This is a genomic window from Rhizobium mulingense (genome assembly GCF_029194105.1).
In the GTDB taxonomy this organism is placed as follows: domain Bacteria; phylum Pseudomonadota; class Alphaproteobacteria; order Rhizobiales; family Rhizobiaceae; genus Rhizobium; species Rhizobium mulingense.
Window position 1 is genome coordinate 12,410 of record NZ_JARFVE010000008.1, and the last position, 25,411, is coordinate 37,820.

The window sequence follows — 25,411 nt, forward strand, 5'->3', positions numbered from 1 at the left end:
ATCACCTCGAGTTCATAGTCGCGCCTCAACCGCCATTCCCGTAAGTTCTGTTTGCCTCAGGGCCGACTCGCCCGAACGCTCAGCCACCGATCATGGGGCCTTCCGACGTACCGACGTATATCGCTGACGATCCAGCCGGCGTCTGTGAGTGCCGACCGCAGGGCAGGCTCGCGCCAGTACGTCTCGACGTAGCGCCGAGGTGCTGCAGCACTGCCGTGTGTGGACACATCCTCGCCTTCGCCCTCCCTCACCGAGGCGTGCAGTCGGCCACCGGTCCGGGTCGCCTCGGCAAGCCGTCCAAGCACGGTGCCGAAATCCTCGCGCGCGACATGAATGAGGCAGGCACAGGCCCAGATCCCGTCATACGGCATGCCGGGACGCTGCGGGTCGGCCAAGTCATCGGTCAGCGGGTCCAACAGGTCGGCCTCGAAGCCACCTTCGCGAAGCAGTTCGACGAAACCCATCGAAACGTCGGTGCGCCGGACGCTGATGCCCCGCTTCTCAAGCTCAAGTGCGTCTCGCCCGCCACCGCTTCCGATCTCCAGCACCCTGCCCGAGCCGGGGAGCTCGGTCACGAACACATCGATCTCTGTCGCGACCCATCCGGGCATCACCGCGGCCTCGGCAGCGTACTCCGCCGCGACCGCATCATAGGACCGCACAGTCTCCCGGTCGGTGCTCATCCCAGCGCTCCTCCTTCAAGACAAGAGCCTATCAGCCCGTTGCGCCCTTCACACTTCGGCAGTTGGTGACATCGCGGCCGATTTACTCCCCAGTTTTAGCAGAAATGAGGTCAGAGACACCACCGACGGACTGCCAATGCTGCCGGCGGCAATGCGCCAACACCAGACGTTCCGACAAGGTAGTTCGTCGCTATTTTCGGGGCCGCATTGATGCCCACCACTTGTTCGAGACGCCGTTCAGATGATCTCGAAGTCTGTCTTCGACATGCTCGGGGCTCCAAACAGCAGCGCATTCTAGGCGGTCTGCCTCTTCAAAGCTGAGCTCGGACTCGGCATTCGCGATGGCATCATACGCTGATAATTTGCCTGAAATCCGATCTTGCTTGAAAAACACCGCGCCGTCCAAGGCGGACACTGTGGGTAGGTCAACCTTTCCGACGATGGGCCATCGGCCGGACTTTGCAGCACTTTCCATCACCCATAGCTTAAAGAGAACCGCTCGATCTCGCACGTCTTGAACCGGTTCTTCACGTTCGAAAACACCGTCGAGAAAGGCGAAGAGCGGATGTGTTAGGGCGACTGCGTGAAATTGCTTTCCGTTTCCAATGTCGATCCTAACGATATCGCCTCGATTCTGCTTTCTGCCTCTAACCATCGCGCCCTCGCTGTTCCAGCGGTACGTTTAGCGGGTCCCGAGAAGTCCGCAAAGGGCCGACAGCAGACGAGTGGCTTCGGCTGGATTGCGCCAATTGCGGTCATGGCCGGCGGCGCTGTAGAGTTTGCGTCCATGAGCCAACCTGCCTCGCGCCTGCGCCGCAGGAGGGTCGCTCATTGTCGGCCATCGATGGGTTTGTCGCCCAGCCATCTCAGCCGGGAAATACCTGCAACATTCAGGAGGACGCATGACGAAGCATCGCATCTATTCGGTCAGCGTCGCGAGCGTCTATCCCCACTATGTCGCCAAGGCGGAGAAGAAGGGACGCACGAAGGCGGAGGTCGACGAAATCATCTGCTGGCTGACGGGCTATAGCCGAGAGGCCCTGGACGACCAGTTGGCGAGGAACACCAACTTCGAGGACTTCTTTGCGCAGGCACCTGAGATGAATCCCTCCCGATCGTCGATCACGGGCGTGATCTGCGGCGTCCGCGTGGAAGAGATCCAGGAAACCACCATGCGGGAAATCCGCTACCTGGACAAACTGATCGACGAACTCGCGAAGGGCAGGGCGATGGAGAAGATCCTGCGAAAATAGCCCGAAGGAGACTGGCCGCATCTGGAGAGTTAGCCAGAAATACAGGCTTCGCGTCGGTCACAAAGAGGATGACGGCTCGATGGAGGTGCAGATCGCCTGGACATCACCTCTTGCCACTTGTTGACTGACCCGTATTTGAGCAATAACTTATGAACCCGGTCGTTAGGCTTGTCCTCACATGACGGATCGATCTCTTCAGCGTCGCCTTGCTGCCATCGTCGTTGCCGATGTGGTGGGATATTCACGCCTGATGGAGGCTGATGAAGCCGCAACGCTGGCCAATCTCAGGGAACTCCGTTCTGGCGTCATCGAGCCGGCTGTGATGCGCCACAACGGTCGCATCTTTAAGGTCATGGGCGACGGATTCCTGATCGAATTCGGTAGCGCGGTGGATGCGGTCGCTGCAGCGTTGGAAATGCAACGGACCACCACTGCGGTCGAGGCTTCCCGAGACCGGCGCCTGCTTTTGCGGATAGGCGTCAATCTTGGAGATGTCATCGACGATGGTTCAGACATCCTCGGCGACGGCGTCAATGTCGCGGCGCGCCTCGAGACGCAGGCCGCACCGGGAGGTATCTGCATTTCAGGCAGCGTTCACGGCGAGATCGTCGGCAAGATCGACGACTGCTTCTTTGATGCAGGCGAACGTTACCTGAAGAACCTGACCCGCCCGGTTCACGTATGGCATTGGCCGGATGCGCTGCAGAGCATATTGCCGCTGCCTGAATGTCCCTCGGTCGCTGTACTGCCGTTCACGAATATGAGTGGGGATGAAGCGGACGCGTCTTTCGTCGACGGCTTGACCGAAGACCTGATCACCGACCTTTCCCGTACGGCTGGCCTGTTCGTCATCGCGCGCAATTCCGTATACGGCTACAAAGGCAAGCCGGTCGACGTACGGCTGGTCGCCCAGGAACTCGGCGTCCGCTACGTCCTGGAGGGGAGCGCCAGACGCGCAATGGGCCGTGTCCGCATCAATGCCCAATTGGTCGATACGCTTGGAGGCCAGCACGTGTGGGCCGACCGGTTTGACAGGACGGTGGAGGATGTCTTCGAATTACAAGATGAAGTTAACGCCAAGATTGTTGAAGCCCTCGTCGGCCGGCTGACCATCCCGGCGCCGCGCAATCGGCCGAAGAACTTTGAGGCTTACGATCTGTGTGTGCGCGCTCGCCTGCTGACGGAAGAGTCACCGCAAACCGAGCGTGAGGCCTATATGCTGCTCCAACGCGCGGTTGAGCTCGATCCATCATATGCCGAGGCGCTCGGTCTGCTCGCCTATAACCGTTGGCTTGCCTGGACTCATTTCGGCGAGCCCGAAGATCCTAACCGTCGGATGGCGGTGACATCAGCGCAGAAGGCGGTCGACCTGGATCCCAACGATGCCGGCTGCCGTTACGTCCTGGGTACCATTTTGGCTTATGAGCGGCGATGGGAGGAGTCGGAGGCAGCCTTTGCCAAGGCCCTGGAGCTGGACCCCAACCACGCCGACACCTGGGCCGCCATGTCGGACATATCCGTGCTGGACGGCAGGATTGCCGACGGACTGGCGCAGATCGAAAAAGCCCTGCGGCTCAATCCCCATCCAACCTGCTGGTATCTTTGTCACCTTGGGCAGGCGCAGTATGCCGCGCGTGACTATGAGGCGGCAACCGCTACGCTCCGCAGGAAAGAAACCTATCGCACCAACTCACGCAAATTCCTGGCTGCTGCGCTTGCGCAGTCGGGCCACCGCGAGGAGGCGCGGCGAGAAGCAGAATTGTTTCTGATCGCCCACCCTCATTTCACCATCGCCCATTGGCTCAGCTCCCAGCCGCTGCGCGATGCAACTGTACGAGACCACTTCGTCGACGGCTTCCGAAAGGCCGGCCTGCCTGAGATGTGACAGCGGATGAGGCCAATCCCGACCCGTCCGAGGACTTGATCAACGGACATGCGCTGCGCGAGAACGGCGGCCTGGATCGCAGTGCCAATCTTCTTCGGACGCGCCACAAAACGCGTCAGCGAGCCCGGCGCGAAGATGCCGTTACCTTGAACTACTCAAGACGAAAAGCGGACATCAAAGTTCATGCCGACAAGGGCTGGGATTGCAGAATGGCGGAGATATCGGCGCCTGCGGGGGGCTGTCGGCGGGGACTAAATTGGCGTAAGCTGTGAAGGAGGTACACCATGCGCAGCAGCATCACTGCAGCTATCGTCGCGCTTGTCGTTTCGCTTGGCAGCCCAGCGCGGGCGGAGATCCTGATCGGAGCGGCAGGCCCGGTCACAGGACCGCTCGCCTGGATCGGGGAGCAGATGCAGCGCGGCACAGAGATGGCAGTGGCCGACATCAATGCGGCTGGCGGCGTGCTCGGGCAGCAGGTGCAACTCATCACCGTCGACGACTTTTGCGATCCCGAGCAGGCTGTGGCGGCCGCCCAGAAACTGGTGGCTGACGGTGTGGTGCTCGTCGTCGGGCATTACTGTTCCCAGGCCTCGATCCCGGCATCCAAGGTGTACGAGGTCGCGGGAATTCTACAGATTTCACCGGGTTCGACCAATCCGCTGTTGACCGAACAAGGTCGTGCCAATGTTTTCCGCGTCATTGGTCGCGACGATGCGCAGGGGGTAGTAGCCGGCAACTATTTGGCCGATCATTGGGGTGACAGGAAAATAGCGATCCTTCACGACAACACCACCTATGGGAAGGGGCTCGCCGACGAAACCAGAAAGCAGTTGAAGAAGCGGGGTGTCACCGAAGCGATCTACGAGGCCTTCACCCCTGGGAAGAACGACTATACGGCCGAGATCTCGGCGTTACAGGGCGACGGCATCGCCGTGTTGTATGTTGGTGGGTATTTGCCCGAGGTCGCGCTGATGGTTCGCGCTTCACGAGACCGCGCCTACGCACTTCAACTCGTCTCAGGCGATGGCATGGCGAGCGAGGACTTTGCATTGATCGCCGGATCTGCCGCCGAGGGTACGCTGTTCACATTTAGCGCGGACCCACGGCGCGTCCCTCAGGCGGCTCAAGTCGTCGAGCGTTTCCGTGCCGAGAATTTCGAGCCCGCAGGCTACACACTGCTCAGTTACTCCGCCGTCCAGGTCTGGTCGCAGGCGGTGAAGAAGGCTGGTTCTCTAAGGCCGCAAGAGGTCATCGCCTCAATGCGAGGTAATCAATTTGAAACGGTAATGGGCCGGGTCGATTTCGACGACAAGGGCGACCTCACCCTTCAAAGCTGGATCTGGTATGTCTGGAAGGGTGGCGAATACGTGCCGCTGGAATAGTCAACCGCCGGCCGGGTGGATCGCGTTAGACCAGTCTGTGCAGACTTTGGTGGCTGCGCAAGCCAGACGTTACGGTTGCCGCCATGTTTGAACGCGTCGGCATACGCGGGCGCTTGTTGCTCGCTTTCTTCGGCATCAGCACCTTCGCAGTGCTCGCGACCGCCGCAGCTCTCTATGCCTTCCTTCAGGTCGGCGACGTGGTCGATCGCATCACCAAGGAACGGGTGCCGACGGCGCTCGCCTCTCTCCAACTGTCGCGCCAGGCTGAGAGGGTGGCCTCCACCGCGCCGTCGGTGCTGGCGGCGACCAGCACGGTTCAGCACAACGAGGTCTCGGCTGCAATCGGAGTCGAGATGGGGCGTCTCGAAGAGTTGCTCGCCGCACTTAAAGGCACCGCATTCAGCGCGACGGCGGTGACTGAAATCGAAGACGCCGTGATTGGTCTACGACGAAACGTCGATGCTCTCGACTATCTTGTGGCCGTTCGCCTTACCATGGTTCAGCGCAAGGAGGAGTTGCTGCGCCGCTTATCGGACACGACAAATGCAAGTCAGCGTCTCGTCGCACCCGGTATCGTCGTGATGAATTCCAAGGTTCCCCAGTGGCGCGCAGCGGTGGCTGATCCGGCCGCACCACCCGATGCGCGTGCTGCGGCGACGAGCGACCTGGTCAAGGCAATCGCGGCCTACATCCCCCAGCAGAGGGCGCAACAGGAGATATCGGCAGTCAACGACGCGCTGGTCAAAACTGCCAACGCGCCTACGCCGGGAGATCTGAAGCTGATCTTGTTTCCGCTGCGCCGGTCGCTCGCCGCACTCGAAACTGTCTCCACCGAGATCGACGAAAAGCTGCGAACCCGCTTCCAACAACGGTTGGACGAGTTGAAGTCGCTGACCGACGGTGAGAACGGGATCCCGAAGGTACGACAGGACGAGTTTGCTGTCCTTGCCCAGGGCGAAAAGCTTCTGGCTGAAAACAGTCGGCTATCGGGCGACCTTACCGCGGCCGTCGATCGCCTGGTTGCAAAGGCAAACCATGAGATTGCCGCGTCCGCCCTCGAAGCCTCGGTCGTCCAGCGCTACGGCACCGGCATTGTCCTTGGCTCCGCCCTTCTAAGCCTCCTGAGTTCGGTTCTGGTTGTCTGGCTCTATGTCGACCGCAGCCTTCTCGCCCGTCTGGGAGAGGTAAGCCAAGGCATGCTGGCAATCGCGGGCGGCAATCTGCATGCGCAGATGCCCGCCGGAGGCCGCGACGAAATCGGCCGCATGGCCGGGGCGCTCAGGCTGTTCCGGGATACTGCGGTCGAGGTGGAGGAAAACAGCCTGCGCGAGGTTGCGGAAGCGCGCCAGCGGCTTGTGGATGCCATCGAGAGCATCTCCGAAGGATTCGCTCTGTACGATGGCGAGGACAGGCTCGTGCTGAGCAATAGCCGCTACCGCGAGCTGTTGTACGCCGGCCTGGCGGAAATGACACCCGGCACGACATTCGAGCAGATTGTTCGCCGGTCCGCTGAGTGCGGCTACATCAAGGATGCTGAGGGGCGAGTCGAGGAGTGGGTTGCCGAGCGGCTTTCGCGGCATCGCAACCCTGGTGAAACGTGGGTGCAGCGGCGTCGCGACGGGCGATGGATCATGATCAGCGAACGGCGGATCACGGCTGGCGGCACGGTGGCCGTCTACTCGGACATCACCGAGCTGAAGCAACGGGAGGAAAACCTTGCCGAGAAATCCGCGGCTCTCGAGGCGCTTTCCAGCAAGCTGGCGAAATACCTGGCGCCGCAAGTGTATAACTCCATATTCACCGGCCGCCAGGACGTCAGGATCGCCAGCCAGCGGAAGAAGCTGACAATATGCTTCTCCGATATCGCCGGCTTTACCGAAACCACGGACAAAATGGAATCCGAGGATCTCACACAGCTCCTCAATCACTACCTGACGGAGATGTCGAAGATTGCTTCAGATCACGGCGCGACGATCGACAAGTATGTCGGAGACGCCATCCTGATGTTTTTCGGCGATCCGGAAACCCGCGGCGTCAAGAATGACGCGCTCGCCTGCGTGCAGATGGCTCTCGCCATGCAAAAGCGAATGAGCGCGCTTGGGGAAATCTGGCGCGATGTCGGAATTGAAACACCGCTGCGCTGCCGCATTGGCATTCACACAGACTACTGCACTGTGGGCAACTTCGGCAGCGAGGACCGGATGGATTATACGATAATCGGCGGCGCCGTGAATCTCGCCTCGCGCCTTGAGCAGGAAGCGTCGCCGGGCACCGTGCTCATTTCTTATGAGACGTTTGCGCTAGTGAAGGACACGATCGAGTGTGAGGAACTGGGGCATGTCCTGGTAAAGGGAATAGCCTATCCGGTCGCCACCTACCGCGTGGTCGATCTGAAGGAAAATCTGGTCCGCAGCCGTCGTACTGTTCGCACCGAACTGCCGCACCTGAGATTGGAAGCTGAGCCCGAGCTTATGTCTACCGATGAGCGCGATCAGGCCGCCGCCGCACTTCGAGACACGCTCGATCGACTTTGTCACAAGCCTGGGTCCTAGGCTCACGTTCGCGCGGGTTATCACCTCTACAGGCACCAACCTCGTCGACCAGCCCTCGGGCCAGCGTCGCAACTCGACCTTCCTGCAACGCTGGCTAGAGCATGCTGCCGAAAAATGAGCGGTTTTCGGACGACATCATGCTCTAACTCTTTAATTTAGGAATCAGATTTTAGGCCGACCGGGCCTAAAACATCCTGTCCAGGCCCATGAAATGGCGCGGTCATTGGTCCGAATCCGGACGAACGACTGCTGTTGGCGCAACTGCGACCCATGTTGTCCGCTTTGCAGCAATAGCGACCGCTGGCTCGATGACCATTACGGGGGCGCGCAGCTGCCGAAGGGGTTTGACCGAGGCCTATCTCGGTGGATCAGAGATTATCGCGCCCTGTTGCACAACGGCTCGTGACAACATTCAAAACCCACCTTAATGCTCTGCCGAATTGTCAAAGCGGGGAATCGCATGCCCGGGCGCGGGGTCACAAAGCCATTTTACCCAAACGTCAACATCATCAGGCTCGTCGCAGCCACCACCGTTATCTTCTCGCATGCCTTCCTCATCTCGGAAAAGACCGAGGCGAACGAGCCCTTCGTGCGTTTGCTCGGCGATGACAAGATTCTTGGTATATTCGGGGTCTATGCATTTTTCATCACGAGCGGCTTCCTCGTCACGCAGAGCGCGCGGTTCGGCAGCGTCGGCGGCTTTCTCTGGCGACGGGCGCTGAGGATATATCCGGCGCTTGTCGTCTGCATCCTTCTCAGCGTGTATGTGCTAGGCCCGTTGTTCAGCCCGCTGGGCCTCAGGCGTTACTTGCGCTGGTCGAATCCCCTGGAGACGACCGTGCTCTCTGTGCTCAATCCGAGCTATGGCATGAAACTGCCGAAAGTGCAGTTTTATGATCCTGCGATCTCCTGGCTTGCCACCTTCACCAACGGCTCTCTTTGGTCGATCAGCCAGGAAATCTTCTGCTACCTGATCCTTGCGGCGTTGATGGCCATCGGGCTTCTGCGAGCGCCGGTGATGGCGCTTGCCCTTGCCGTGGGCGTGACCTGGCAGCTTTTCTTCGAGCAACCGTGGCCAGACACACAGTTGATAACGGATTTCACTTTTATCGCGCCCTACTTCTTCTGCGGTTCGCTTCTCTGGTTCGTGATGGACAAGCGGCAGCCGAACGTTGTCCTGGCGTCGATCTTCGCGGCGCTCGGCGTGCTCTGCCTTGTCTTCTGGCCCGACTATTCTTACGGACCGATGTTGTTTGCCTATCCGCTTGTCTACTTCGTGACCTCGCCGAGCATACAGCTGCCGACTCTCGACCGGTTGGGCGATGTCTCCTACGGGATCTATCTCTACGGCTGGCCAGTGGAGCAGGTGATGAACCATGCCCTCGGTCAGTACAGCACGTGGTGGACAGTGTTCGGCCTTTCCCTGCCGATATCATTGTTGCTCGGCTGGCTTTCATGGCATTTGCTGGAAAAGCATGCGCTGCGGTTGAAGCGAATCTCATTCCCCCGGCGGCTGCCTGTCAGTCCGTGAGCGAAGGCCCCCTACGGAGCCATACTGCCTGATGCTCACTCAGTCTTCAGACGGTCGGCCAGCGGTTTGAGCCGATATGCTTGCCAGAAGAAGCTGTCCGCGGGATGTTGCGTGCCTTGGCGAAAATTTGGCAACTACTGCGAAAGGCTCGGCGACCGGACATCGCGGTGAGCATGGATATCATCGTGACCTGATCCTGAGTGGGCTTCGGAACGGCCGCGTCGAGCGGCCGGAAGCCAGGGGCAGTCATTGCGTAGGGCAACACCTCGGCTGCGTCCACATGAGCCACGGCCAACTCGATCTCACCCAAGATCGCTCAGAGCAGCGGCTCAAAGTTCTTTCTTGCCTTCTGTCTCCCTGCTATCGTGGAAGCGAGGAGACGGCGCCATGAGCGAGACCCGAAAGCTGGCTGCAATCCTGGCCGCCGATGTGGTCGGGTACAGCCGGCTTGCCGGCGCCGACGAGGAGCGCATCCTGGCGCGGTTGCGGGCACTGCGCAGCGATCTGATCGATCCGACGATCGCCGTGCATCATGGCCGGGTGGTGAAGCGAACCGGCGATGGTGCGCTGGTCGAGTTCCGCAGCGTTGTGGACGCCGTGCGCTGCGCCATCGAGGTGCAGAACGGCATGGTGGAGCGCAATGACGGCGTGCCGCAGGACCGTCGCATCGACTTCCGGATGGGTATCCATTTGGGCGACGTCGTCGAGGAAAGCGATGGCGATCTGATGGGCGACGGCGTCAATATCGCCTCGCGATTGGAGGGCGTCGCGGCGGCGGGCGCGATCTGCCTGTCCGAGGATGCCTATCGCCAGGTCAAGTCGAGGCTCGACCTGTCCGTCAGCGATCTCGGCAGCACGCAACTCAAGAACATCGCTGAGCCGATCCGGGTCTATTCGCTGCAAGTCGGCAGCGCCGGGACCAAGGCGGCCGCGACCTCGGAAACCGCGACGAGCCAACCGGCGGCAGGGGTGCCGAAGCTGTCGATCGCGGTCCTGCCCTTCGCCAACATGAGCGGTGACGCCGAACAGGACTACTTCGCCGACGGCATCTCGGAAGACATCATCACGGCGCTATCGAAGCTGTCGCAGCTCTTCGTCATCGCCCGCAATTCGTCGTTCACTTTCAAGGGCAAGAACGTCCAAGTGCAGGAGGTGGGCACGAAGCTCGGCGTGCGGCATGTCCTTGAGGGCAGCGTCCGCAAATCGGGAAACAGGGTCCGCATCACCGCGCAGCTCATCGACGCGACCACCGGCGGCCACCTATGGGCGGAGAGGTTCGATCGCGAGCTCACCGACATATTCGCGGTTCAGGACGATGTCACGCAGCAGATCGTCGACGCGCTGGCGGTCAACCTGACAGAGGGCGATCGGAAAAGACTGGCGCCGGGGCAGACGCGGCACCCCGAGGCCTATGACTGCTTCTTGCGCGGCCGGGAGCTGTGGCACCGGCTGACGAAGCAGACCAACAGCGACGCCCGCGACCTTTTGCAACGTGCCGTCGAACTGGACCCGAACTTCGCCTCAGCGCACGCCTTCCTCGCCCTTACTCACGGGCTTGATTACCTGAACCGGTGGAGTGCGTCGCCGCAGCGCGCGATCGAGCAGGCTGAAGAGGCCGCGACGCTGGCGGTAGCGCGGGACGATAGCGATCCAGTTGCGCACTGGGCACTGAGTGTGGTCACGCTTTATTCGCGACAACACGATAGAGCCATCAGCGAGGCCGAGCGTGCGATCGCCCTCAATCCAAACTTCGCCGAAGGGCAGGTCAGCCTCGGCGAGGCACTCATCTATTCAGGCAGATCCGGGGAGGCGCTCGCCTATTTCGATCGGGCAAGGGTCCTGAACCCGTACTTTCCGGATGTCGTTCTCCACTTCCAGGCCTTGGCCTTGTTTCAACTGCGAAGGTACGAAGAGGCCGTCGAACTGTTGCTGCAGCGCGTGAACCGCAACCCCATCACCGATGTCTCGCGCGCGCTTCTGGCCGCCTGTTACGGACACCTCGGCCGTTTCGAAGAGGCTCGTGCGAGGTGGCAAGAGGTGCTGCGCGTCAATCCCGACTACTCCTTGGAATACCGTCGCAAAGTCTTGCCCTTCAAGAACCCCGCCGATTTCGAGCTCGTCATGGAGGGGCTGCGCAATGCGGGGGTCGTCCAATGACGGGTCAATGTCCGATCTTGAACCTGTTGCCCCGTTGCACCGAAGATGAGCAATAACCAGTGTCAGCGGGGTGAACGGATGCAGCCCGCGCTTGCATCCGCTCACGCCATCTGGGTCAGGCAAGCTCGGATAAGGTAGCTGGGTCGAACCCCTTCAATTCTGCATAATCGCCGTTCTCAACTTTGGCGACCCAAGTTGGATCGGTAAGCAGCGCGCGACCCACGGCAATAAGGTCGAACTCATTGCGGTCCATGCGGTCGATCAAGCGATCGATGCTTGCCGTGGCTGACCCCTTGCCGACAAAAGCGCTTGCAGTCACGTCGTTCTCGAGGCCCACCGAGCCGACAGCGATTGTCGCGGCACCCGTCACTTTCTTTGCCCAGCCTGCGCCGTTGAGGCCGTTCTCGCCATCAATTTCCGGGAATTCCGGCTCCCAGAAGCGACGCTGCGACACGTGAAGGACATCCACCCCTGCCTCAACCAACGGCAGGAGCCACGTCTCCATCTCTGCTGGGGTTTCTGCGAGACGCACGGTTAAATCTTGCTGCTTCCATTGGCTGACGCGCATAATGATCGGGAAATCAGGTCCCACCGCTTCGCGTACGGCGGAGATGATCTCGCCAGCAAAGCGCGAGCGCTCCTTGATCGTCGGTCCGCCATACCGGTCGGTGCGCAGGTTCGTGCCCGACCAGAAGAATTGATCGATCAGGTAGCCGTGCGCGCCGTGGATTTCAACAGTGTCAAAGCCGAGCCGCTTGGCGTCTGCCGCCGCTTTGGCAAAGGCTGCGATAGAATCGGCGATATCCTCTTCGGTCATCGCAACGCCGCGGGCCTCACCAGGCGCGTTGAGGCCGGACGGGCTTTCCACCGGGGCGTCGGGCTCCCAATTATTGATGTAGCGCGTCGCGCCGGTGTGCCAGATCTGCGGCCCCATGCGACCGCCAGCACCATGAACAGCGTCGATCACATTTTTCCACCCCCTCAACGCCGCATCACCGTGGAAAAACGGAATCCCACCGTCGTTGCGGGAGGCCGGGCGATCAATCACCGTGCCTTCAGACAGTAACAGTCCCGCACCACCTTCTGCTCGGCGCCGATAGTAGTCGGCATTTGCCGGCCCCGGCACGCCTTCGGGCGCAAACAGGCGGGTCATTGGCGCCATGACGATACGATTTTTCAGTTCAAGCGATCGAATGGTGAAAGGTCGAAACAGGCTGCTTGTATCGGGATTGGGCATTCGTAGAACTCCGTTGCGTAAAACGGACTTCCAGGTATACGATGTAAACCTAGCGTCAATCAGGCACCTGAAGTCGCCTAGGTATAGTGAAGGAAACCGACATGCTCGAACTGGAACCGCTCTGCTTCTCTTCCGAATGCCCGAGCCGGGCTCTATTCGATCAGATCGCTGACAAGTGGTCGATGATGGTGATTGCGGTTCTCAACGAGGGGCCTCAGCGCTTCAACGCCATTCGCCGCCGTTTGCAAGGGGTGACGCAGAAGGCGCTCACTCAATGCCTTCGCCGCCTCGAGCGCAACGGTCTTGTCGCACGAGAGGTGATTTCACTTTCTCCGGTCGCGGTTCAATACCACCTGACGCCACTCGGTCACACGTTGCGGGAACCCCTTCAGGAACTGCACAAATGGACGCTCGTAAAACTGCCGGAGGTCACCGCAGCGAGAGAGGCTTTCGACAGCGCTGACGGTGGGAAGAAGCGCGACCGATCGCTGATCCAGCTACGCCTGTGACGCGAGCGCGCAGATCGGGCCATCCGGCCCTGGGGCAGGGGCAATAGAATACGAGGTTGTCTCGATTGGCGTTTGTTGTTTGCGGAGGATCTGTCAAGCCCGCCGACGGCAGCTTCCTTCGCTCACTGCCGGCCCGCTTAGCGGCCATCTACAATCTTCGATAATTAAATATGGCTAATATATAGAACATGTTCATCGTGATATTCAGTTCGCTGGCCGTTGCGAGCTTCTGTATCATGGAGGGAATGATGTTTCGATCGAGCATTCGGGTGGCATTTTTCGCCGCCTCAGCATTGGCGCTGCAGTCGAATATCGCAGCGGCCGACGATGCGCAGACTGCCCGCGGCGAATACCTCGTCACGATCGGCGGCTGCAACGACTGCCACACACCGGGATATTTCTTCGGAAACCCGGACAGCTCGCGATTTCTGGGTGGATCGGATGTCGGTTTCGAGATCCCGGGGCAGGGTGTCTTCGTCGGCCGCAACATTACGCCTGACAAGGAGACCGGCATCGGCAGCTGGACCCGGGAACAGATTGTGACTGCGCTTCAGACCGGGCAGCGGCCGGATGGCCGCCTCCTGGCGCCAATCATGCCGTGGCATGCATTCGCGCAACTCACTGAAGAAGACGTGACATCTATTGCAGTCTTCCTTCAAAGCCTGAAACCGGTCAGCCATCAGATCCCTGGACCTTTCAAGCCGGGGGAGAAGGTTTCAACCTTCATGATGCGGATCTTGCCGCCCGGTGAAACCGCGGCTGCCGCACCAAACTAGAACAGTGCCGCCAGCGAACCCTACGGCGGCCAGCGTCGTTCTCGCATGCGCGGGGGCAAGAGGATGTGCAGCCGCACGGAGCCGCTTCAGCGCAGAGCAGCCGAATCTCTCAACAATGAAGTAGTCCGCGATGGCGCCGGGAGCGGAATGGCCGGTTCTGGAGGTGGCGGACGATATAGCTGTCGCTTTGTGCGGCCGACCTCCACAGTCATCAATCACGGTGATCCGATGGTACCTAGTCAAGATACTGCTCGTCAGAAACCAATTCCATCCACTCGGCGTTCTTGCCATCCTGGATGTAGGTGATGGCGTGGTGGCTCATGGCGTTCTGCGCAGTCGCACCATGCCAGTGCTTCATGCCTGCTGGAATCCAGACAGTCTCGCCCTGACGGATTTCCTGGCGTTCCTGGCCTTCCTGTTGCACCCACCCTTTACCTGCTGTGACGATCAGCATCTGACCAAGCGGGTGGCTATGCCATGCGGTTCGAGCTCCGGGTGCGAACGTAACAAGTCCAGATGACGCTGGCGTCGACAGTGAACCAGGCAGAAGCATGTCGACGACGACGTTGCCCGTGAAGTTCTTCGGATCAGCAAGGACAGACGGCGCGGCGCCGACGGGGCTGACGGTGATGTTTTCAGGTCTAGCTGCAGGCGCGTCGGCAAATGCCATGGTGGAAAGGGTGGCAGCAACGAGGGTCTTCTTCATAGATAAGTCCTTCCTTTTCGGTATAGTTTTGTTCGCTTACTGCTGGCGCTTCTTGAGCACCTCGGCGACGACAGGGCCTGCCGAGAAGGCGTTAGGCCACCCGGCGTAGAAGGCGATCTGCGTGACCACCTCGCCTGCCTGGTCGGGAGTGAGCCCGTTGTCGAGCGCCCTGTTGAGGTGTCCTGCCAGCTGGGCCACCTGACCGTTGGCCATCAGGGACGTGATGGTCACCAAACTGCGGTCGCGAGGCGCGAGATCCGGTCGCAGCCAGACATCCTTGAACAGCGGATCCGTCGTGAAATCCGCCAGCCTAGGCGACGCATCCCCCAGCAGGCCTTGGACCGCCCTTCGACGCACAGCCTCACCCTCCTGGTTGAGCTGCATGAGATCCGGAGAAGCTTCAGGCAACTGATCCGCGCCTATGTTCCGCTCGGCAAAGATGTTTTGAGCGACAGCCAACGCCGACGTCGCGTTCGTCCAGCCCGCATAGAATGCGAGGTGAGTTATAATCTCGGAAAGCTCCTTCGGCGTGACGCCGTTGTCGAGCGCGAGGTTCATGTAGTGCGAAAGATTGCCAGTCTGGCTGCGCGCGACAAGGATGGCGACGGTGACGACGCTTCTGTCGCGGACGGAAAGCTGCGGGCGAGTCCACAGGCCCTCTACGACGTCCTCCTTCTCGTATCGCCCGAGAGCTGGGGAAACGCTCCGGATGTCGTCCGAAGACACGCTTGATGATCTGATCATTGTCGAACTCTGCTGGGAGAAGGTGGGTGAAGATGCGACCGTCGCAAGAGTGAGGGTGGCGGCGGCCAGGAGTTTCACGGTCGACATCCTTTCGATGGTGTACCAATCACCATGAGATAGGAGCGAGGAAACGCAGGATTAGAACGCTATTTCCGATAGGGTCTATCCGATCTCGACATCAAACCTCGACGACTTTGCAAATACGAAGACGGCCGGGGCTGTCCCTTCGGCCGTCTTCGGTCAAGTCGCAGAACCGCCGCCGGGCGGTCTAAATGCTGGTTACAGTTCTTGCGCCGTCGGCCGGAACAGGATCTCGTTCACGGCGACATCCTCTGGTTCGTTGATCGCGAAGGCGACCATCCTGGCGAACGTATCGGCTGGTACGCCGACCTGACCGACGTAATCCTGGTTCGCCTGCTGCACGTCCTTCTCGCTGATATGGTCCAGCAGCTCCGTCTTGACGGCTCCGGGCGAGATGATCGTCGTGCGGATGTTGTAAGGCGCCATCTCCTGCCGCAGCCCCTCCGACAATGCCCTCACTGCGAACTTGGTGGCCGAGTAGACGGCCGAGCCGCCGAAGAGCTTGTGGCCGGCCACGGAGGACACGTTGATGATGTGGCCCGACCTCTGCTCCTTCATATGGGGGAGCGCTGCGGCGATGCCGTAGAGGACGCCTTTGACGTTGACGTCGATCATCTGGTCCCATTCGTCCACCTTCAAACGATCCATGGGCGAAAGCGGCATGACGCCCGCATTGTTGATGAGCACGTCGACCCGTCCGTAGGTCTCAACGGCCGCGTCGATCAACTTTTGCAGGTCCTCTTGCCTCGTCACGTCGGTGGCTACAGCAGTGGCCTTGAAGCAGGCTTCGTTGAGTTCGGCGGCTAGGGCGTCGATCCGATCGGAGCGGCGCGCTCCAAGGACTACGTTGGCGCCCTTGGTCGCGAGATACCGGGCGGCTGCGGCACCCATGCCGCTCGAGGCGCCCGTGATTACGATGGTCTTGCCAGCGATGCTGTCTGTCATTCGTGTCTCCTGATGAGAAGCGAGACGGCGTTGTGACCAGAAGGTCACCTCGCCGCCTGTGATATTTCGACCGGCGAGTTTCGCTTATGCCAGATGTCGACCGAAGAACTCGGCCATCCGGTCGAAGGGAATCTTGTCCATGCGGTCGTAAAGGTCGGTATGGCTTGCATCCGGAATGATCATCAGTTCCTTTGGCTCCGCGGCGGCTGCGAAGGCGGTTTCACTGAAGTAGCGTGAGTGAGCCTTCTCGCCGTGGATGAACAGCACCGGACGCGGCGAGATCTCCGCGATGTAGGTCAGAATCGGCATGTTCATGAACGAGATCGGCGTGGTCTGCGACCAGGCGTTGCCCGAGTTGACAGCGCGCTTATGATAACCGCGCGGCGTCGAATAGTAGTCGTGGTAATCGACCATGAACTGCGGTGCATCTGGGCCGACCTCGACGTTATAGGCCGCCTGGTACGCGGGAGTACCCTTTTCCGCATCGACCCAACGCTGCCGGCTTAACTGCTCCAACCTTTGCGTGCGTTGCTCCAGGGTAACGCTGTCGTTGTAACCCTTGGACATGACGCGCGTCATGTCGTACATGGTGCTGGCGACGACAGCCTTGACGCGCTTGTCGACGGCAACGGCATTCAAAGCCATGCCGCCCCAGCCGCAGACGCCGATCACGCCGATGCGCTCACGATCGACTTCCGGCCGCAGGCCGATGAAGTCCACTGCGGCACTGAAGTCCTCGGTGTTGATGTCCGGCGAGGCGATGTTACGCGGTTCGCCGCCGCTCTCTCCGGTATATGATGGGTCGAAGGCAAGCGTTGCAAATCCACGTTCTGCCATCGTCTGCGCATAAAGCCCGGACGACTGTTCCTTCACCGCGCCGAACGGCCCGCTGATGACGATGGCGGCGAGCGTATTGTTGTCCCGATCCTTGGGAAGGTAGAGATCGCCGGCCAGAGTGATGCCATATCGGTTCTTGAACGAGACCTTCTGATGGTCGACCTTGTCGCTCTTGGGGAAGGTCTTGTCCCAATCCGTGGTCTGAGCCAGGGCCTGGGTCGCGGCAGCCGCCGGGATCAGGCTGATGGCCGCGACGGCAACGCCGGTCGCCTTTATCAGGCTACGCCTGCTCGAATTGAAGCCGTCCTGCGTCTCACTGTGCTTGCTCATTTGGAAGTCTCCTGTCTGGATGGGTTGAGTGTCACTGGATGCGCTCGATGCGCAGCGGGAATTCCCCAGGTACGTGAAGCGCTTCGAACCCGTCGTCGAAGCGACCGAGGCGGACCAGGCCCGGATGCTTGTAGTCGGCGTAGAACATCGCGAGATTTCCCCAGGGCATGTAGTAGCAGAGGTCGTATGGCCGCTCGTCGGAGAAGGGTCCGTGTCCTTCGACTGTCAGCTTGCGCGGCAGGTATGCGATCTTCTCGTTCGATCCGAAGTCCTTGATCTCGAGCTCGAGTGGAAGCAGGGAGGCAAAGTCACGGGCGGACGCATTGTCGTACAGTGTCGCCGTCATCGTGTGCTCGCCAAAGGTAAGCCTTATCTTCACGTCAAAGCCTCCTGTTGTTGGTTTCGGTTGACTCAGGCCCGACAGGCCAAGGACAGCGACGCCTAGCACCAGTGTTCGACGGGTCATGAAGCGCGGTCGATCCCTCATGAGGCTCTCCTGACGGTGTGCCAGGCGACGATCGACGTGAGAGACGAGCCGGCAAGCAAGGCTGCGCTGAGGACAAAGGCGGACCGCCAGCCCACGATGTCGAAGAGGAGGCCGCCGATCGATGCTCCTGCCGTGATCGCAAGCTGGATGACCGCGACCTGCAAACCTCCTCCGGCCTCGGCGTCATCGGCGAGGTATCGGCTGAGCCACGTTCCCCAACCGACAGGAGCGGCAGTCCCGAAAAGGCCCCATCCCACGAGTGCGGCGAACACGGGAAGCTCCCTGTCTCCAAAAGCGATCAGGAACAAGGCAAGGCCTGCCATCACCAGGGGTATGACAACAAGAATGCTGAACAGACGATGCATCAGCAGTTTACCGATCATCCAGGTGCCACCCGCCCCTGCGAAGCCCATAACCAGCAGGCTGAACGAAAGCGTCTCGATGCCGAGATGGGTTACCTGCTCCAGGAAAGGACGCAGATAGGTGAAGAGCGCGAACTGCCCCATGAACAGCAGCAGAATTGCCATCATCCCAGCGATGACCGGAGGACGCCGGAGCAACCTGAACACGTTCGGCGAAGCCTGGCCTGCCCGGGCAGGCAGCGAGGGAAGACTGATAAACTGCCAGAGGATCGCAAGAAGGCTGACCGGAACCACGAGGAAGAACGCTCCTCTCCAGCCGATGTAGGCGCCCAGAAGGCTGCCGGCCGGGGCCGAGATGGTCGCGGCGATCGCATTTCCCGCGTTCAGCAGGGCCAGCGCTGCAGGCACCTGGCTTTCTGATACAAGCCGCATGACGATCGCTGTCGACATCGACCAGAAGCCTCCGATCGAGATGCCGAGAATGGCCCGGCCGATCATCAGGACCGGATAGGTCGGTGCAAACGTCACGATGATGCCGGAGAGCGTCAGAAGAGCGGTCAATCCAAGAACGACGATCCTCCGGTCGAGCCGACTGGCGAACGTCGAGATGAAGAGGCTGGTGATGACTGCAAAGACGCCGGAGATCGAGATCGCCTGTCCCGCCTGCCCCTCTGAGATGCTTAGGCCCGACGCGATCGGGGTCAAAAGACTGACCGGCATGAACTCAGACGCGATCAGAACGAAGACGCACAACGTCATGGAGAATACTGCTCCCCAAGCGGCTTTCTGGCTCTCGATGCCATCTTCGAATGTTATGCTCATGTCATGGATCCTTGCGTGCTCGCGTTTGGCGACTTGCAAGAGAAAGATATTGCCGGGGGACTTTGCGAACAATCCGTGCTAATCCGCATGGAGTTATCGATATAGAACATTAATAGGAGCCAGGACGGCATGCTGCGGGAGGATGTGAAGGACCTGCTGTGGTTCATCGAGGTGGCGAGGGAGCAGAGCTTCACCAAGGCCGCAGCCACGCTCGGCACCTCTCAGTCGACCCTCAGCCATACGATCAAGCAGTTGGAGGCGCGACTGGGAGTGCGCCTGCTGACGCGGACGACCCGCAGCGTGGCGACAACGGAGGCCGGCGAACGCCTGCTACAGTCGCTCGCTCCAAGATTCGAGGGGATCGAAGCAGATCTTGCAGATCTGGTGGCTTTCCGGGAGAAGCCGTCGGGCACAGTGCGCCTGACGCTCTCAGATCATGCTCTACAGACGACGGTCTGGCCTAAGCTGAGCCGTGTCCTGTCCGACAATCCCGACGTCAAGGTCGAGCTCTACAGCGATAACGGAATGCGCAACATCGTTGAGGAGCGTTTCGACGCCGGCGTCCGGCTCGGCGAGAGCGTCGACAAGGACATGATCGCCGTACGCATCGGCCCCGACTGGCGCCTGCGTGCCGTAGCGGCCCCGGAATATCTCGTCAGCCACGGGATCCCCAAGACGCCGCAGGACCTCGTAAGCCATGTCTGCATCAACATGCGCCAAGCCACATGGGGCGGCTTTTATGCTTGGGAGTTCGAGAAGGACGGGAGGGAGCTTCGGGTCCGGGTCGAGGGGCAGCTCAGCTTCAACTCCTCGATCTCCCAGATCGACGCCGCCGTTAAAGGATACGGGATCGCCTATATTCCGGAGGATCTCGTGGAAGAACACATCCAGGCGGGAACGCTGCAGGCTGTCCTCGACGATTGGAGCGAGCCGTTCACGGGATACCATCTCTACTATCCCAGCCGACGCCAGATGTCCCCGGCGATGGCGCTGATCGTCGATGCTCTGAGACATCGGAGCTGAACACGCGTCGCTTGCTGCGGGGGTGTGGCGGAAGGGCTGGTGTAGCCCGACGGGAGCTACATCCCCGCCGCGACGAGCGGCTTTTGGCATCTTATGATCAAGGTGATCATTCCCGCTTGCGGCGATTGTCTATCGCATCAGCCCCGCCGCTCGAAGCGCGTCGTTTATGACCTTGGCGATCTTGCCGTCGGCAGCGTCGCTAGCGGTGTTGGCGCGCGACCTGGCGTAGCGCAATGCTCTTTCTATCGTGGATGGAGCGGCGTCGGGCTCCCCCCGACGGGCGAAATTTCCGGCTGCCTCAGCCTCCTCGACGTCTGCCTCCGTGGCCAGATTCCATGCATGTGCGATACGAACGGTCGAGGAAATCCCCGCCTCGAGCATATGCGGGCCGGCTCTCCCGATTGCGCGATCGCTGCTCGTCGCCAGGGGAACGCCGTGGCCCATGCCCTTGACGAGATAGATCTCGACGGCCTCCATGCCTTTCGCGTCGAGCCAGACTTTGCGCCTATGGCCGTGTATCAACTCGCTCCGCGTTGGCTCGATGGCGAGGGAGTGCACGCCGCTCCATTGCTGGGCGATCTGTTCGGCATTCCTGGCTCGGACCGTCTGGTCATGCGTGCCGTGCCAGATCGAAATCCTAGGCCAGGGCCCGCGGTGGTTCGAGGCGCGCTTGAGAACCGATTGGAGCCTGGGGACAGTCGGCGGATTGCGGCCTTGCATGCGCTGGAAAGCCTCTGCCACGGTGCCTGCCACGCCATAGGGCAGCCCGCCGATGATTGCGCCGCCTGCAAATATCTCAGGGTAGGTCGAAAGCATGACGTTCGCCATCGCACCGCCTGCCGACAGGCCGGTGATAAAGATGCGCGTGGGATCGATGCCCTGCGACTGGACGAGATGGCCGATCATCTGCCGGATGGACAATGCCTCCCCCGCATCCCGGCTGATATCGTCGGGCTCGAACCAGTTGAAACAGAGATTGGCATTGTTCGATCGCTGTTGCTCGGGATAAAGCACCGCAAATCCGCGCCGCTCGGCGAGCTGGGACCAGCCGGAACCGGCGGCGTAGCCCTCTGCCGTCTGTGTGCAGCCATGCAGCGCAACGACGAGGGGGGTGCCGGGGGCCATGATCGACGGCAGATATAGCCACGCCTTTAATGACCCCGGATTGGAGCCAAACCTCCCGATTTCGACCAAGCGGTGATTTTGTGGGGGCTTGTCGAGCAATGTCGTCTCCTTGGCCGCCAATCGGCCTCAACTCCCGATGTGGGGACGATTGCTGCGCCGCACAATGGGACTCCCGGGTTAATTCGCCCAAGCAGATTTATCCGAGCCCTTAATGGCACCGAAAATTCCATGGGGAGCGGCAGAACAGCCGACAGAATAGGGGCAGGAATGCCTATCTGTCCCGCCGACAGTTGCGGCGGGTGCATAGCTGCAGTGCAACATAAGCGCTGGCGGATGGCGCCGGCGTGAGTATGATGATTTTCATCGAAGCGATGCTCCTCCTCCCGCAACGCTTCGAAATTCAGACGTCCACTCCTCCTCCCGAAGGGACGTCTGTTGGAACAGCGGCACTCCTCCTCCCAAGTCGCTGTTCGGTTCTTTTAGGAAAGCCTGCCGCACCTCCTCCCGCGGCAGGCTTTTCTATTTCGGGATGGCCGGTCAGCCCTTCAGCTGACAGCGCTGCGCCCGCGCCGGATCAGCTCAAACACGCCTGAAATATCTCCGTTGCCATGTCCAGCACCGTCCCGTTTGCGGAATAGTTCCAGCGCCGGATCCATGACGATCCCACCCGGCTCGTCGCCTCGGCCGATTATATCAGGGAGAAAGGTGTGTGTTCGCGACCCGATGAAGCGAGTAAGCTCGACGAGCTAACGGCATCGCCTTCGGAAGCGGTTTGGACGCTTCGCAATGGCGAAGGAGCGCCGCCGCCTAGATCACGCCTTTTTACCCGGATGGAGAGGAGGGGGGTGACGGCAATCCTGCTGATTGCGCATCGCCGCGGGCAGCTCCCTTCGGTTCGAATGGTGGCGGACTATTTGATCGCAGAACTCTCCCGGCGGCCCCAAGACGCCTGATGTGGAGCAGAGTCGCTGGGAAGCGACGGAAAACGCCGCATCAGCCGTGCTGGTGCAATGAAGGCCGCTTGGCATAGGCCGGCACCTGAAACCGGCGACGATAGTTTCCCGGAGCCAGGCCGGTTATCCGCCTGAACAAGCGCCGAAAGAAGGCGGGCTCCTCGTAGCCGACCTGCCAACTTATTTCGTCGACGGAAGCTTCGGTTCGTTCCAACCGCCGCTTCGCTTCCTCGATCCGCACCCGTTGGACATAGGCGATCGGGCTCATGCCGGTCGCCCGGGTGAACCGCCGCTTGAAGGTCCGTTCCGTCAGCCCCGCCTGCCTGACCATCTCCTCCAGCGGATTGGCGACCGAAAAATGGACGGCAAGCCAGTCCTGTGCAGTCTGGATCGCCTGGTCGCCGTGGTCGCGCCGCCCCTCGAACACCATGTAAGGAGCCAGCCCGTCCTGGTGCCATTGCAGGGCAAAATAGCGGGCCACCGTCTGCGCCGCCGTCGCCCCCGCATGGCGGGCGATCAGGTAGAGCACGAGATCGTGCCATGTCATCGAGGCGCCTGATGTAATCAACTCGTCCCGCTGGCCGGCGACCACCAGCACCTGCTCAGGATGGATCGGCACCCCAGGATAGGCGTCGCGGAACGTCTGGGCATAGCCGAAATGGACGGTGGCGTCGGCGCCATCGAAGACCCCGGTCTCGGCAAGCAGGAAGATGCCCGAACAGGCCGAGCAGATCAGTGCCCCCTTCTCGTGCATCCGCCGGCACCATTCCACCAGTTCGGGATAGCGGCGCTTCACCCAGCCTTCCGGCCCGAGCACGACCGACGGCACGATGACGATGTCGGTCCGCTCGATCTCGGCGACCGGCCGCTGCACCACCAGCGGTACGCGGCTGGCGAGCGTCAGCGGGCCGGCCCGTTCGCCAACGATTTCGACGTGGAAAGGAGGCGTCTTCGCAATGCCGTCGTCCGGCGGTACGATGGAAAAGGCATTCATGACATCAAAGATGCCGCTCAGCGTCGAGACTGCCGCCTCCGGCAGCGCCACCAGGCTGACATGGAGGGGCTGCGGCCCCGGCGCCCGCTCTGCCTCCTGCTGCGTTCCCGTCATCATCGGTTCCCCCTTGGCAGCAATGATAACCCCGGAGCGCAGCCGGGGCCACTGCGGACGCGACAGCTTCCTTGCATGGCGCAAATGGCCCGATCATGGCCGGCACCGCTCTGCCGCTCACGCTCCCGGTCTGCGATCCTTCCCTCGACCTCGAACGGAGGTTTGCAACCAGGGAGAAACATCATGGATACCATGCAAAGCAAGACCATCGACAGTGCGAAGCTCGACACGCTGGTCGGCCGCGTCGTCAGCGATCTTTCCGCCGGCTATGGCGGGGTCATGGTCAGCCTCGGCCACCGCCTCGGTCTCTACAAGGCGATGGCCGACCGCGGTCCGCTCACGTCTCGCGAGATCGCCAGTCGCGCCCGCTGCGCCGAACGATATGTGCGCGAATGGTTGAATTCGCAGGTCGCCGGCGGATATGTCACCTATCATGCTGTCAGCGGCACCTATGAGCTGACGCCGGAACAGGCTTTCGTGCTGGCGAACGAGGACAGCCCCGTCTTCATCCCGAATGCCTGGGCAACGCCGGCTTCCATGTGGGCCGACGAGGACAAGGCGGTCGAGGCCTTCCGCACCGGTGCCGGCATCCCTTGGGGTGACCATGATGGCCGGCTCTTCTGCGGCGTCGCTTCCTTCTACCGCAACGCCTACCGCGCCAGCCTCGTGCCGGAATGGTTGCCGGCGCTCGACGGCGCGGTGGAGAAGCTGAAGGCTGGCGCGCTGGTCGCCGATGTCGGCTGCGGCCACGGCCATTCGACGGTGCTGATGGCGCAGGCCTTCCCGAAGTCGAAATTCCACGGCTTCGACACGCACGAAAAGTCGGTCGACGAGGCACGCAGGGTGGCGGGCGAGGCGGGCGTTTCCGGTCGCGCGAGCTTTTCGACCGCACGGGCGGAGACCTATCCGGGGACGGGCTATGACCTCATCTGCTTCTTCGACTGCCTGCACGACATGGGCAATCCGGTGGCAGCCGCCACGCATGCGGCCAAGGCCCTTGCGAAGGACGGCACGGTGATGCTGGTCGAGCCCTTCGCCAATGACCGGGTGGAGGACAATATCTCGCCTGTCGGCCGGCTCTATTATGCCGCTTCGACGACGATTTGCTGTGCCCATGCGATTTCCGATGGCGGTCACATCGTGCTCGGCGCCCAGGCCGGCGAGGCAAGGCTCAAGGACGTCTTCCGCAAGGCGGGCTTCACCCGCTTCCGCAAGGCAATGCAGACGCCCTTCAACCTGATCCTCGAAGCCCGCCTCTGACCAGACCGGCGACTGAGGGCGCCGGACTTCCACCCACTCTCCGTCGTCCTCCGGCGATTGCGGCCGTGGATCCCGAGCGTGAGGCCTGGGATGACGGAGGGCGGGGTGCTGTTGCTGCCATACTTCGCCTTGCCGCGCTGTTTGCCGATTGAGTTGCTGACGACCAGACCGTTTGTCATTTACGGTCGCGCGACTAGTTTATGGCAAGCAATCCTCCCGAATGGGAGGGAGACGACGGGAGCAAGTCATGTGCCGAAATATCAAGCCTCTCTTCAATTTCGATCCGCCGGCGACGGACGAGGAGATCCATGATGCCGCATTGCAGTTCGTGCGGAAGCTGAGCGGGACCAACAAGCCCTCGAAACACAATGAGGCGGCGTTCGAACAGGCAGTCTTCGCGATCGCACAGTGCGCCCACGAACTGCTTCATTCGCTGGAGACCTCTCAGCCGCCTCGCGACCGTGCCGAAGTCGCGGCGAAGGCGCGTGCGCGATCAGCGATGCGCTTTGCATGAAAAGAGCCCGGGCCCACAAGTGACCTGAACCGGATCAACAAGAGCACGCACCGCCTTGGGGCGGGGCCTTATGGAACCAACTCGCGTCGCGGAAGGTTATAGTCTTGTCGCTGCGCCATCGGTTTCGCTTATCTGCGTAACACGATGGC

23 protein-coding genes are annotated in these 25,411 nt (G+C 61.0%); 11 read left to right on the forward strand and 12 right to left on the reverse strand.

Annotated elements, in window-relative coordinates; genetic code table 11:
- Positions 1-56 precede the first annotated feature (56 nt).
- A complete protein-coding gene (locus PYR71_RS18920) occupies positions 57-683 on the reverse strand; it encodes a class I SAM-dependent methyltransferase (RefSeq protein WP_275620436.1) in 627 nt (208 codons plus the stop codon).
- Between the two features lie 190 nt (positions 684-873).
- Complete coding sequence (locus PYR71_RS30850) at positions 874-1,338, reverse strand: Imm26 family immunity protein (RefSeq protein WP_323115746.1); 465 nt, start codon at positions 1,336-1,338, stop codon at positions 874-876.
- Between the two features lie 247 nt (positions 1,339-1,585).
- Here PYR71_RS30850 and PYR71_RS18925 point away from each other — a divergent pair, with 247 nt between their 5' ends.
- The 5 genes from PYR71_RS18925 (at position 1,586) to PYR71_RS18945 (ending at position 9,286) form a co-directional block, all read left to right on the forward strand.
- Positions 1,586-1,936 carry a DUF2200 domain-containing protein gene (locus tag PYR71_RS18925; protein WP_275620437.1) on the forward strand — a complete coding sequence of 117 codons (351 nt, stop codon included), beginning with the start codon at positions 1,586-1,588 and terminating at the stop codon, positions 1,934-1,936.
- A gap of 178 nt (positions 1,937-2,114) precedes the next feature.
- Positions 2,115-3,821: an adenylate/guanylate cyclase domain-containing protein gene (locus tag PYR71_RS18930; protein ID WP_275620438.1), complete on the forward strand. Its 1,707-nt coding sequence runs from the start codon at positions 2,115-2,117 to the stop codon at positions 3,819-3,821.
- 284 nt (positions 3,822-4,105) lie between these two features.
- Positions 4,106-5,203, forward strand: a complete 1,098-nt coding sequence (locus PYR71_RS18935) for a branched-chain amino acid ABC transporter substrate-binding protein (protein ID WP_275620439.1) — start codon at positions 4,106-4,108, stop codon at positions 5,201-5,203.
- Between the two features lie 83 nt (positions 5,204-5,286).
- Positions 5,287-7,755 carry an adenylate/guanylate cyclase domain-containing protein gene (locus PYR71_RS18940; protein ID WP_275620440.1) on the forward strand — a complete coding sequence of 823 codons (2,469 nt, stop codon included), beginning with the start codon at positions 5,287-5,289 and terminating at the stop codon, positions 7,753-7,755.
- A gap of 460 nt (positions 7,756-8,215) precedes the next feature.
- On the forward strand, positions 8,216-9,286 hold the full coding sequence (locus PYR71_RS18945; RefSeq protein WP_275620441.1) for an acyltransferase family protein: 1,071 nt from the start codon (positions 8,216-8,218) through the stop codon (positions 9,284-9,286).
- Positions 9,287-9,332: 46 nt separating this feature from the next.
- On the opposite strand, the gene PYR71_RS18950 is transcribed toward PYR71_RS18945, so the two are convergent.
- Positions 9,333-9,596, reverse strand: a complete 264-nt coding sequence (locus tag PYR71_RS18950; protein WP_275620442.1) for a hypothetical protein — start codon at positions 9,594-9,596, stop codon at positions 9,333-9,335.
- Positions 9,597-9,673: 77 nt separating this feature from the next.
- Between PYR71_RS18950 and PYR71_RS18955 the strand changes: the two genes are divergently transcribed.
- Positions 9,674-11,443, forward strand: a complete 1,770-nt coding sequence (locus PYR71_RS18955) for an adenylate/guanylate cyclase domain-containing protein (protein ID WP_275620443.1) — start codon at positions 9,674-9,676, stop codon at positions 11,441-11,443.
- A gap of 115 nt (positions 11,444-11,558) precedes the next feature.
- Here PYR71_RS18955 and PYR71_RS18960 read toward each other — a convergent pair whose 3' ends face one another.
- Positions 11,559-12,680, reverse strand: coding sequence for an NADH:flavin oxidoreductase (locus PYR71_RS18960; protein WP_275620444.1), 1,122 nt, complete (start codon positions 12,678-12,680; stop codon positions 11,559-11,561).
- A 101-nt stretch (positions 12,681-12,781) separates the two neighbouring features.
- Here PYR71_RS18960 and PYR71_RS18965 point away from each other — a divergent pair, with 101 nt between their 5' ends.
- Both PYR71_RS18965 and PYR71_RS18970 read left to right on the forward strand, forming a co-directional pair.
- Entirely contained in the window at positions 12,782-13,189 is a 408-nt protein-coding gene (locus tag PYR71_RS18965) for a winged helix-turn-helix transcriptional regulator (protein WP_183919456.1), read from the forward strand.
- 248 nt (positions 13,190-13,437) lie between these two features.
- On the forward strand, positions 13,438-13,965 hold the full coding sequence (locus PYR71_RS18970; RefSeq protein ID WP_275620445.1) for a cytochrome c: 528 nt from the start codon (positions 13,438-13,440) through the stop codon (positions 13,963-13,965).
- A 235-nt stretch (positions 13,966-14,200) separates the two neighbouring features.
- On the opposite strand, the gene PYR71_RS18975 is transcribed toward PYR71_RS18970, so the two are convergent.
- The 6 genes from PYR71_RS18975 to PYR71_RS19000 all read right to left on the reverse strand — a co-directional run bounded on the left by PYR71_RS18975 (position 14,201) and on the right by PYR71_RS19000 (position 19,279).
- Positions 14,201-14,671, reverse strand: a complete 471-nt coding sequence (locus tag PYR71_RS18975; protein WP_275620446.1) for a (R)-mandelonitrile lyase — start codon at positions 14,669-14,671, stop codon at positions 14,201-14,203.
- A gap of 36 nt (positions 14,672-14,707) precedes the next feature.
- Positions 14,708-15,502 carry a carboxymuconolactone decarboxylase family protein gene (locus tag PYR71_RS18980; RefSeq protein WP_275620447.1) on the reverse strand — a complete coding sequence of 265 codons (795 nt, stop codon included), beginning with the start codon at positions 15,500-15,502 and terminating at the stop codon, positions 14,708-14,710.
- A gap of 192 nt (positions 15,503-15,694) precedes the next feature.
- Positions 15,695-16,441, reverse strand: a complete 747-nt coding sequence (locus tag PYR71_RS18985; RefSeq protein WP_275620448.1) for an SDR family oxidoreductase — start codon at positions 16,439-16,441, stop codon at positions 15,695-15,697.
- A gap of 84 nt (positions 16,442-16,525) precedes the next feature.
- Positions 16,526-17,608: an alpha/beta hydrolase gene (locus PYR71_RS18990; protein WP_275620449.1), complete on the reverse strand. Its 1,083-nt coding sequence runs from the start codon at positions 17,606-17,608 to the stop codon at positions 16,526-16,528.
- 31 nt (positions 17,609-17,639) lie between these two features.
- Positions 17,640-18,095, reverse strand: coding sequence for a cyclophilin-like fold protein (locus tag PYR71_RS18995; protein ID WP_416340318.1), 456 nt, complete (start codon positions 18,093-18,095; stop codon positions 17,640-17,642).
- The gene (locus PYR71_RS19000; protein ID WP_275620450.1) at positions 18,092-19,279 is read right to left on the reverse strand and encodes an MFS transporter; all 1,188 of its coding nucleotides are present in this window, start codon (positions 19,277-19,279) and stop codon (positions 18,092-18,094) included. Before PYR71_RS19000 ends, PYR71_RS18995 begins: the two co-directional genes overlap by 4 nt.
- Positions 19,280-19,408: 129 nt before the next feature.
- On the opposite strand from PYR71_RS19000, the gene PYR71_RS19005 reads away from it, so the two are divergent.
- A complete protein-coding gene (locus PYR71_RS19005) occupies positions 19,409-20,302 on the forward strand; it encodes a LysR family transcriptional regulator (RefSeq protein WP_183919446.1) in 894 nt (297 codons plus the stop codon).
- 129 nt (positions 20,303-20,431) lie between these two features.
- Here PYR71_RS19005 and PYR71_RS19010 read toward each other — a convergent pair whose 3' ends face one another.
- The gene (locus PYR71_RS19010; protein ID WP_275620451.1) at positions 20,432-21,547 is read right to left on the reverse strand and encodes an extracellular catalytic domain type 1 short-chain-length polyhydroxyalkanoate depolymerase; all 1,116 of its coding nucleotides are present in this window, start codon (positions 21,545-21,547) and stop codon (positions 20,432-20,434) included.
- Positions 21,548-22,420: 873 nt separating this feature from the next.
- Positions 22,421-23,491, reverse strand: coding sequence for a GlxA family transcriptional regulator (locus tag PYR71_RS19015; protein WP_275620452.1), 1,071 nt, complete (start codon positions 23,489-23,491; stop codon positions 22,421-22,423).
- Positions 23,492-23,671: 180 nt separating this feature from the next.
- Between PYR71_RS19015 and PYR71_RS19020 the strand changes: the two genes are divergently transcribed.
- Entirely contained in the window at positions 23,672-24,748 is a 1,077-nt protein-coding gene (locus PYR71_RS19020) for a class I SAM-dependent methyltransferase (protein ID WP_275620453.1), read from the forward strand.
- Between the two features lie 247 nt (positions 24,749-24,995).
- Entirely contained in the window at positions 24,996-25,262 is a 267-nt protein-coding gene (locus PYR71_RS19025; RefSeq protein WP_275620454.1) for a DUF2277 domain-containing protein, read from the forward strand.
- The last annotated feature ends 149 nt before the right edge of the window (positions 25,263-25,411 follow it).

Coding starts and splice junctions, on each gene's coding strand:
- PYR71_RS18920 (WP_275620436.1), bottom strand. CDS start 683: ATGAGCACCGACCGGGAGACTGTGCGGTCCTATGATGCGGTCGCGGCG.
- PYR71_RS30850 (WP_323115746.1), bottom strand. CDS start 1,338: ATGGTTAGAGGCAGAAAGCAGAATCGAGGCGATATCGTTAGGATCGAC.
- PYR71_RS18925 (WP_275620437.1), top strand. CDS start 1,586: ATGACGAAGCATCGCATCTATTCGGTCAGCGTCGCGAGCGTCTATCCC.
- PYR71_RS18930 (WP_275620438.1), top strand. CDS start 2,115: ATGACGGATCGATCTCTTCAGCGTCGCCTTGCTGCCATCGTCGTTGCC.
- PYR71_RS18935 (WP_275620439.1), top strand. CDS start 4,106: ATGCGCAGCAGCATCACTGCAGCTATCGTCGCGCTTGTCGTTTCGCTT.
- PYR71_RS18940 (WP_275620440.1), top strand. CDS start 5,287: ATGTTTGAACGCGTCGGCATACGCGGGCGCTTGTTGCTCGCTTTCTTC.
- PYR71_RS18945 (WP_275620441.1), top strand. CDS start 8,216: ATGCCCGGGCGCGGGGTCACAAAGCCATTTTACCCAAACGTCAACATC.
- PYR71_RS18955 (WP_275620443.1), top strand. CDS start 9,674: ATGAGCGAGACCCGAAAGCTGGCTGCAATCCTGGCCGCCGATGTGGTC.
- PYR71_RS18960 (WP_275620444.1), bottom strand. CDS start 12,680: ATGCCCAATCCCGATACAAGCAGCCTGTTTCGACCTTTCACCATTCGA.
- PYR71_RS18965 (WP_183919456.1), top strand. CDS start 12,782: ATGCTCGAACTGGAACCGCTCTGCTTCTCTTCCGAATGCCCGAGCCGG.
- PYR71_RS18970 (WP_275620445.1), top strand. CDS start 13,438: ATGTTTCGATCGAGCATTCGGGTGGCATTTTTCGCCGCCTCAGCATTG.
- PYR71_RS18975 (WP_275620446.1), bottom strand. CDS start 14,671: ATGAAGAAGACCCTCGTTGCTGCCACCCTTTCCACCATGGCATTTGCC.
- PYR71_RS18980 (WP_275620447.1), bottom strand. CDS start 15,502: ATGTCGACCGTGAAACTCCTGGCCGCCGCCACCCTCACTCTTGCGACG.
- PYR71_RS18985 (WP_275620448.1), bottom strand. CDS start 16,441: ATGACAGACAGCATCGCTGGCAAGACCATCGTAATCACGGGCGCCTCG.
- PYR71_RS18990 (WP_275620449.1), bottom strand. CDS start 17,608: ATGAGCAAGCACAGTGAGACGCAGGACGGCTTCAATTCGAGCAGGCGT.
- PYR71_RS18995 (WP_416340318.1), bottom strand. CDS start 18,095: ATGAGGGATCGACCGCGCTTCATGACCCGTCGAACACTGGTGCTAGGC.
- PYR71_RS19000 (WP_275620450.1), bottom strand. CDS start 19,279: ATGAGCATAACATTCGAAGATGGCATCGAGAGCCAGAAAGCCGCTTGG.
- PYR71_RS19005 (WP_183919446.1), top strand. CDS start 19,409: ATGCTGCGGGAGGATGTGAAGGACCTGCTGTGGTTCATCGAGGTGGCG.
- PYR71_RS19015 (WP_275620452.1), bottom strand. CDS start 23,491: ATGATGACGGGAACGCAGCAGGAGGCAGAGCGGGCGCCGGGGCCGCAG.
- PYR71_RS19020 (WP_275620453.1), top strand. CDS start 23,672: ATGGATACCATGCAAAGCAAGACCATCGACAGTGCGAAGCTCGACACG.
- PYR71_RS19025 (WP_275620454.1), top strand. CDS start 24,996: ATGTGCCGAAATATCAAGCCTCTCTTCAATTTCGATCCGCCGGCGACG.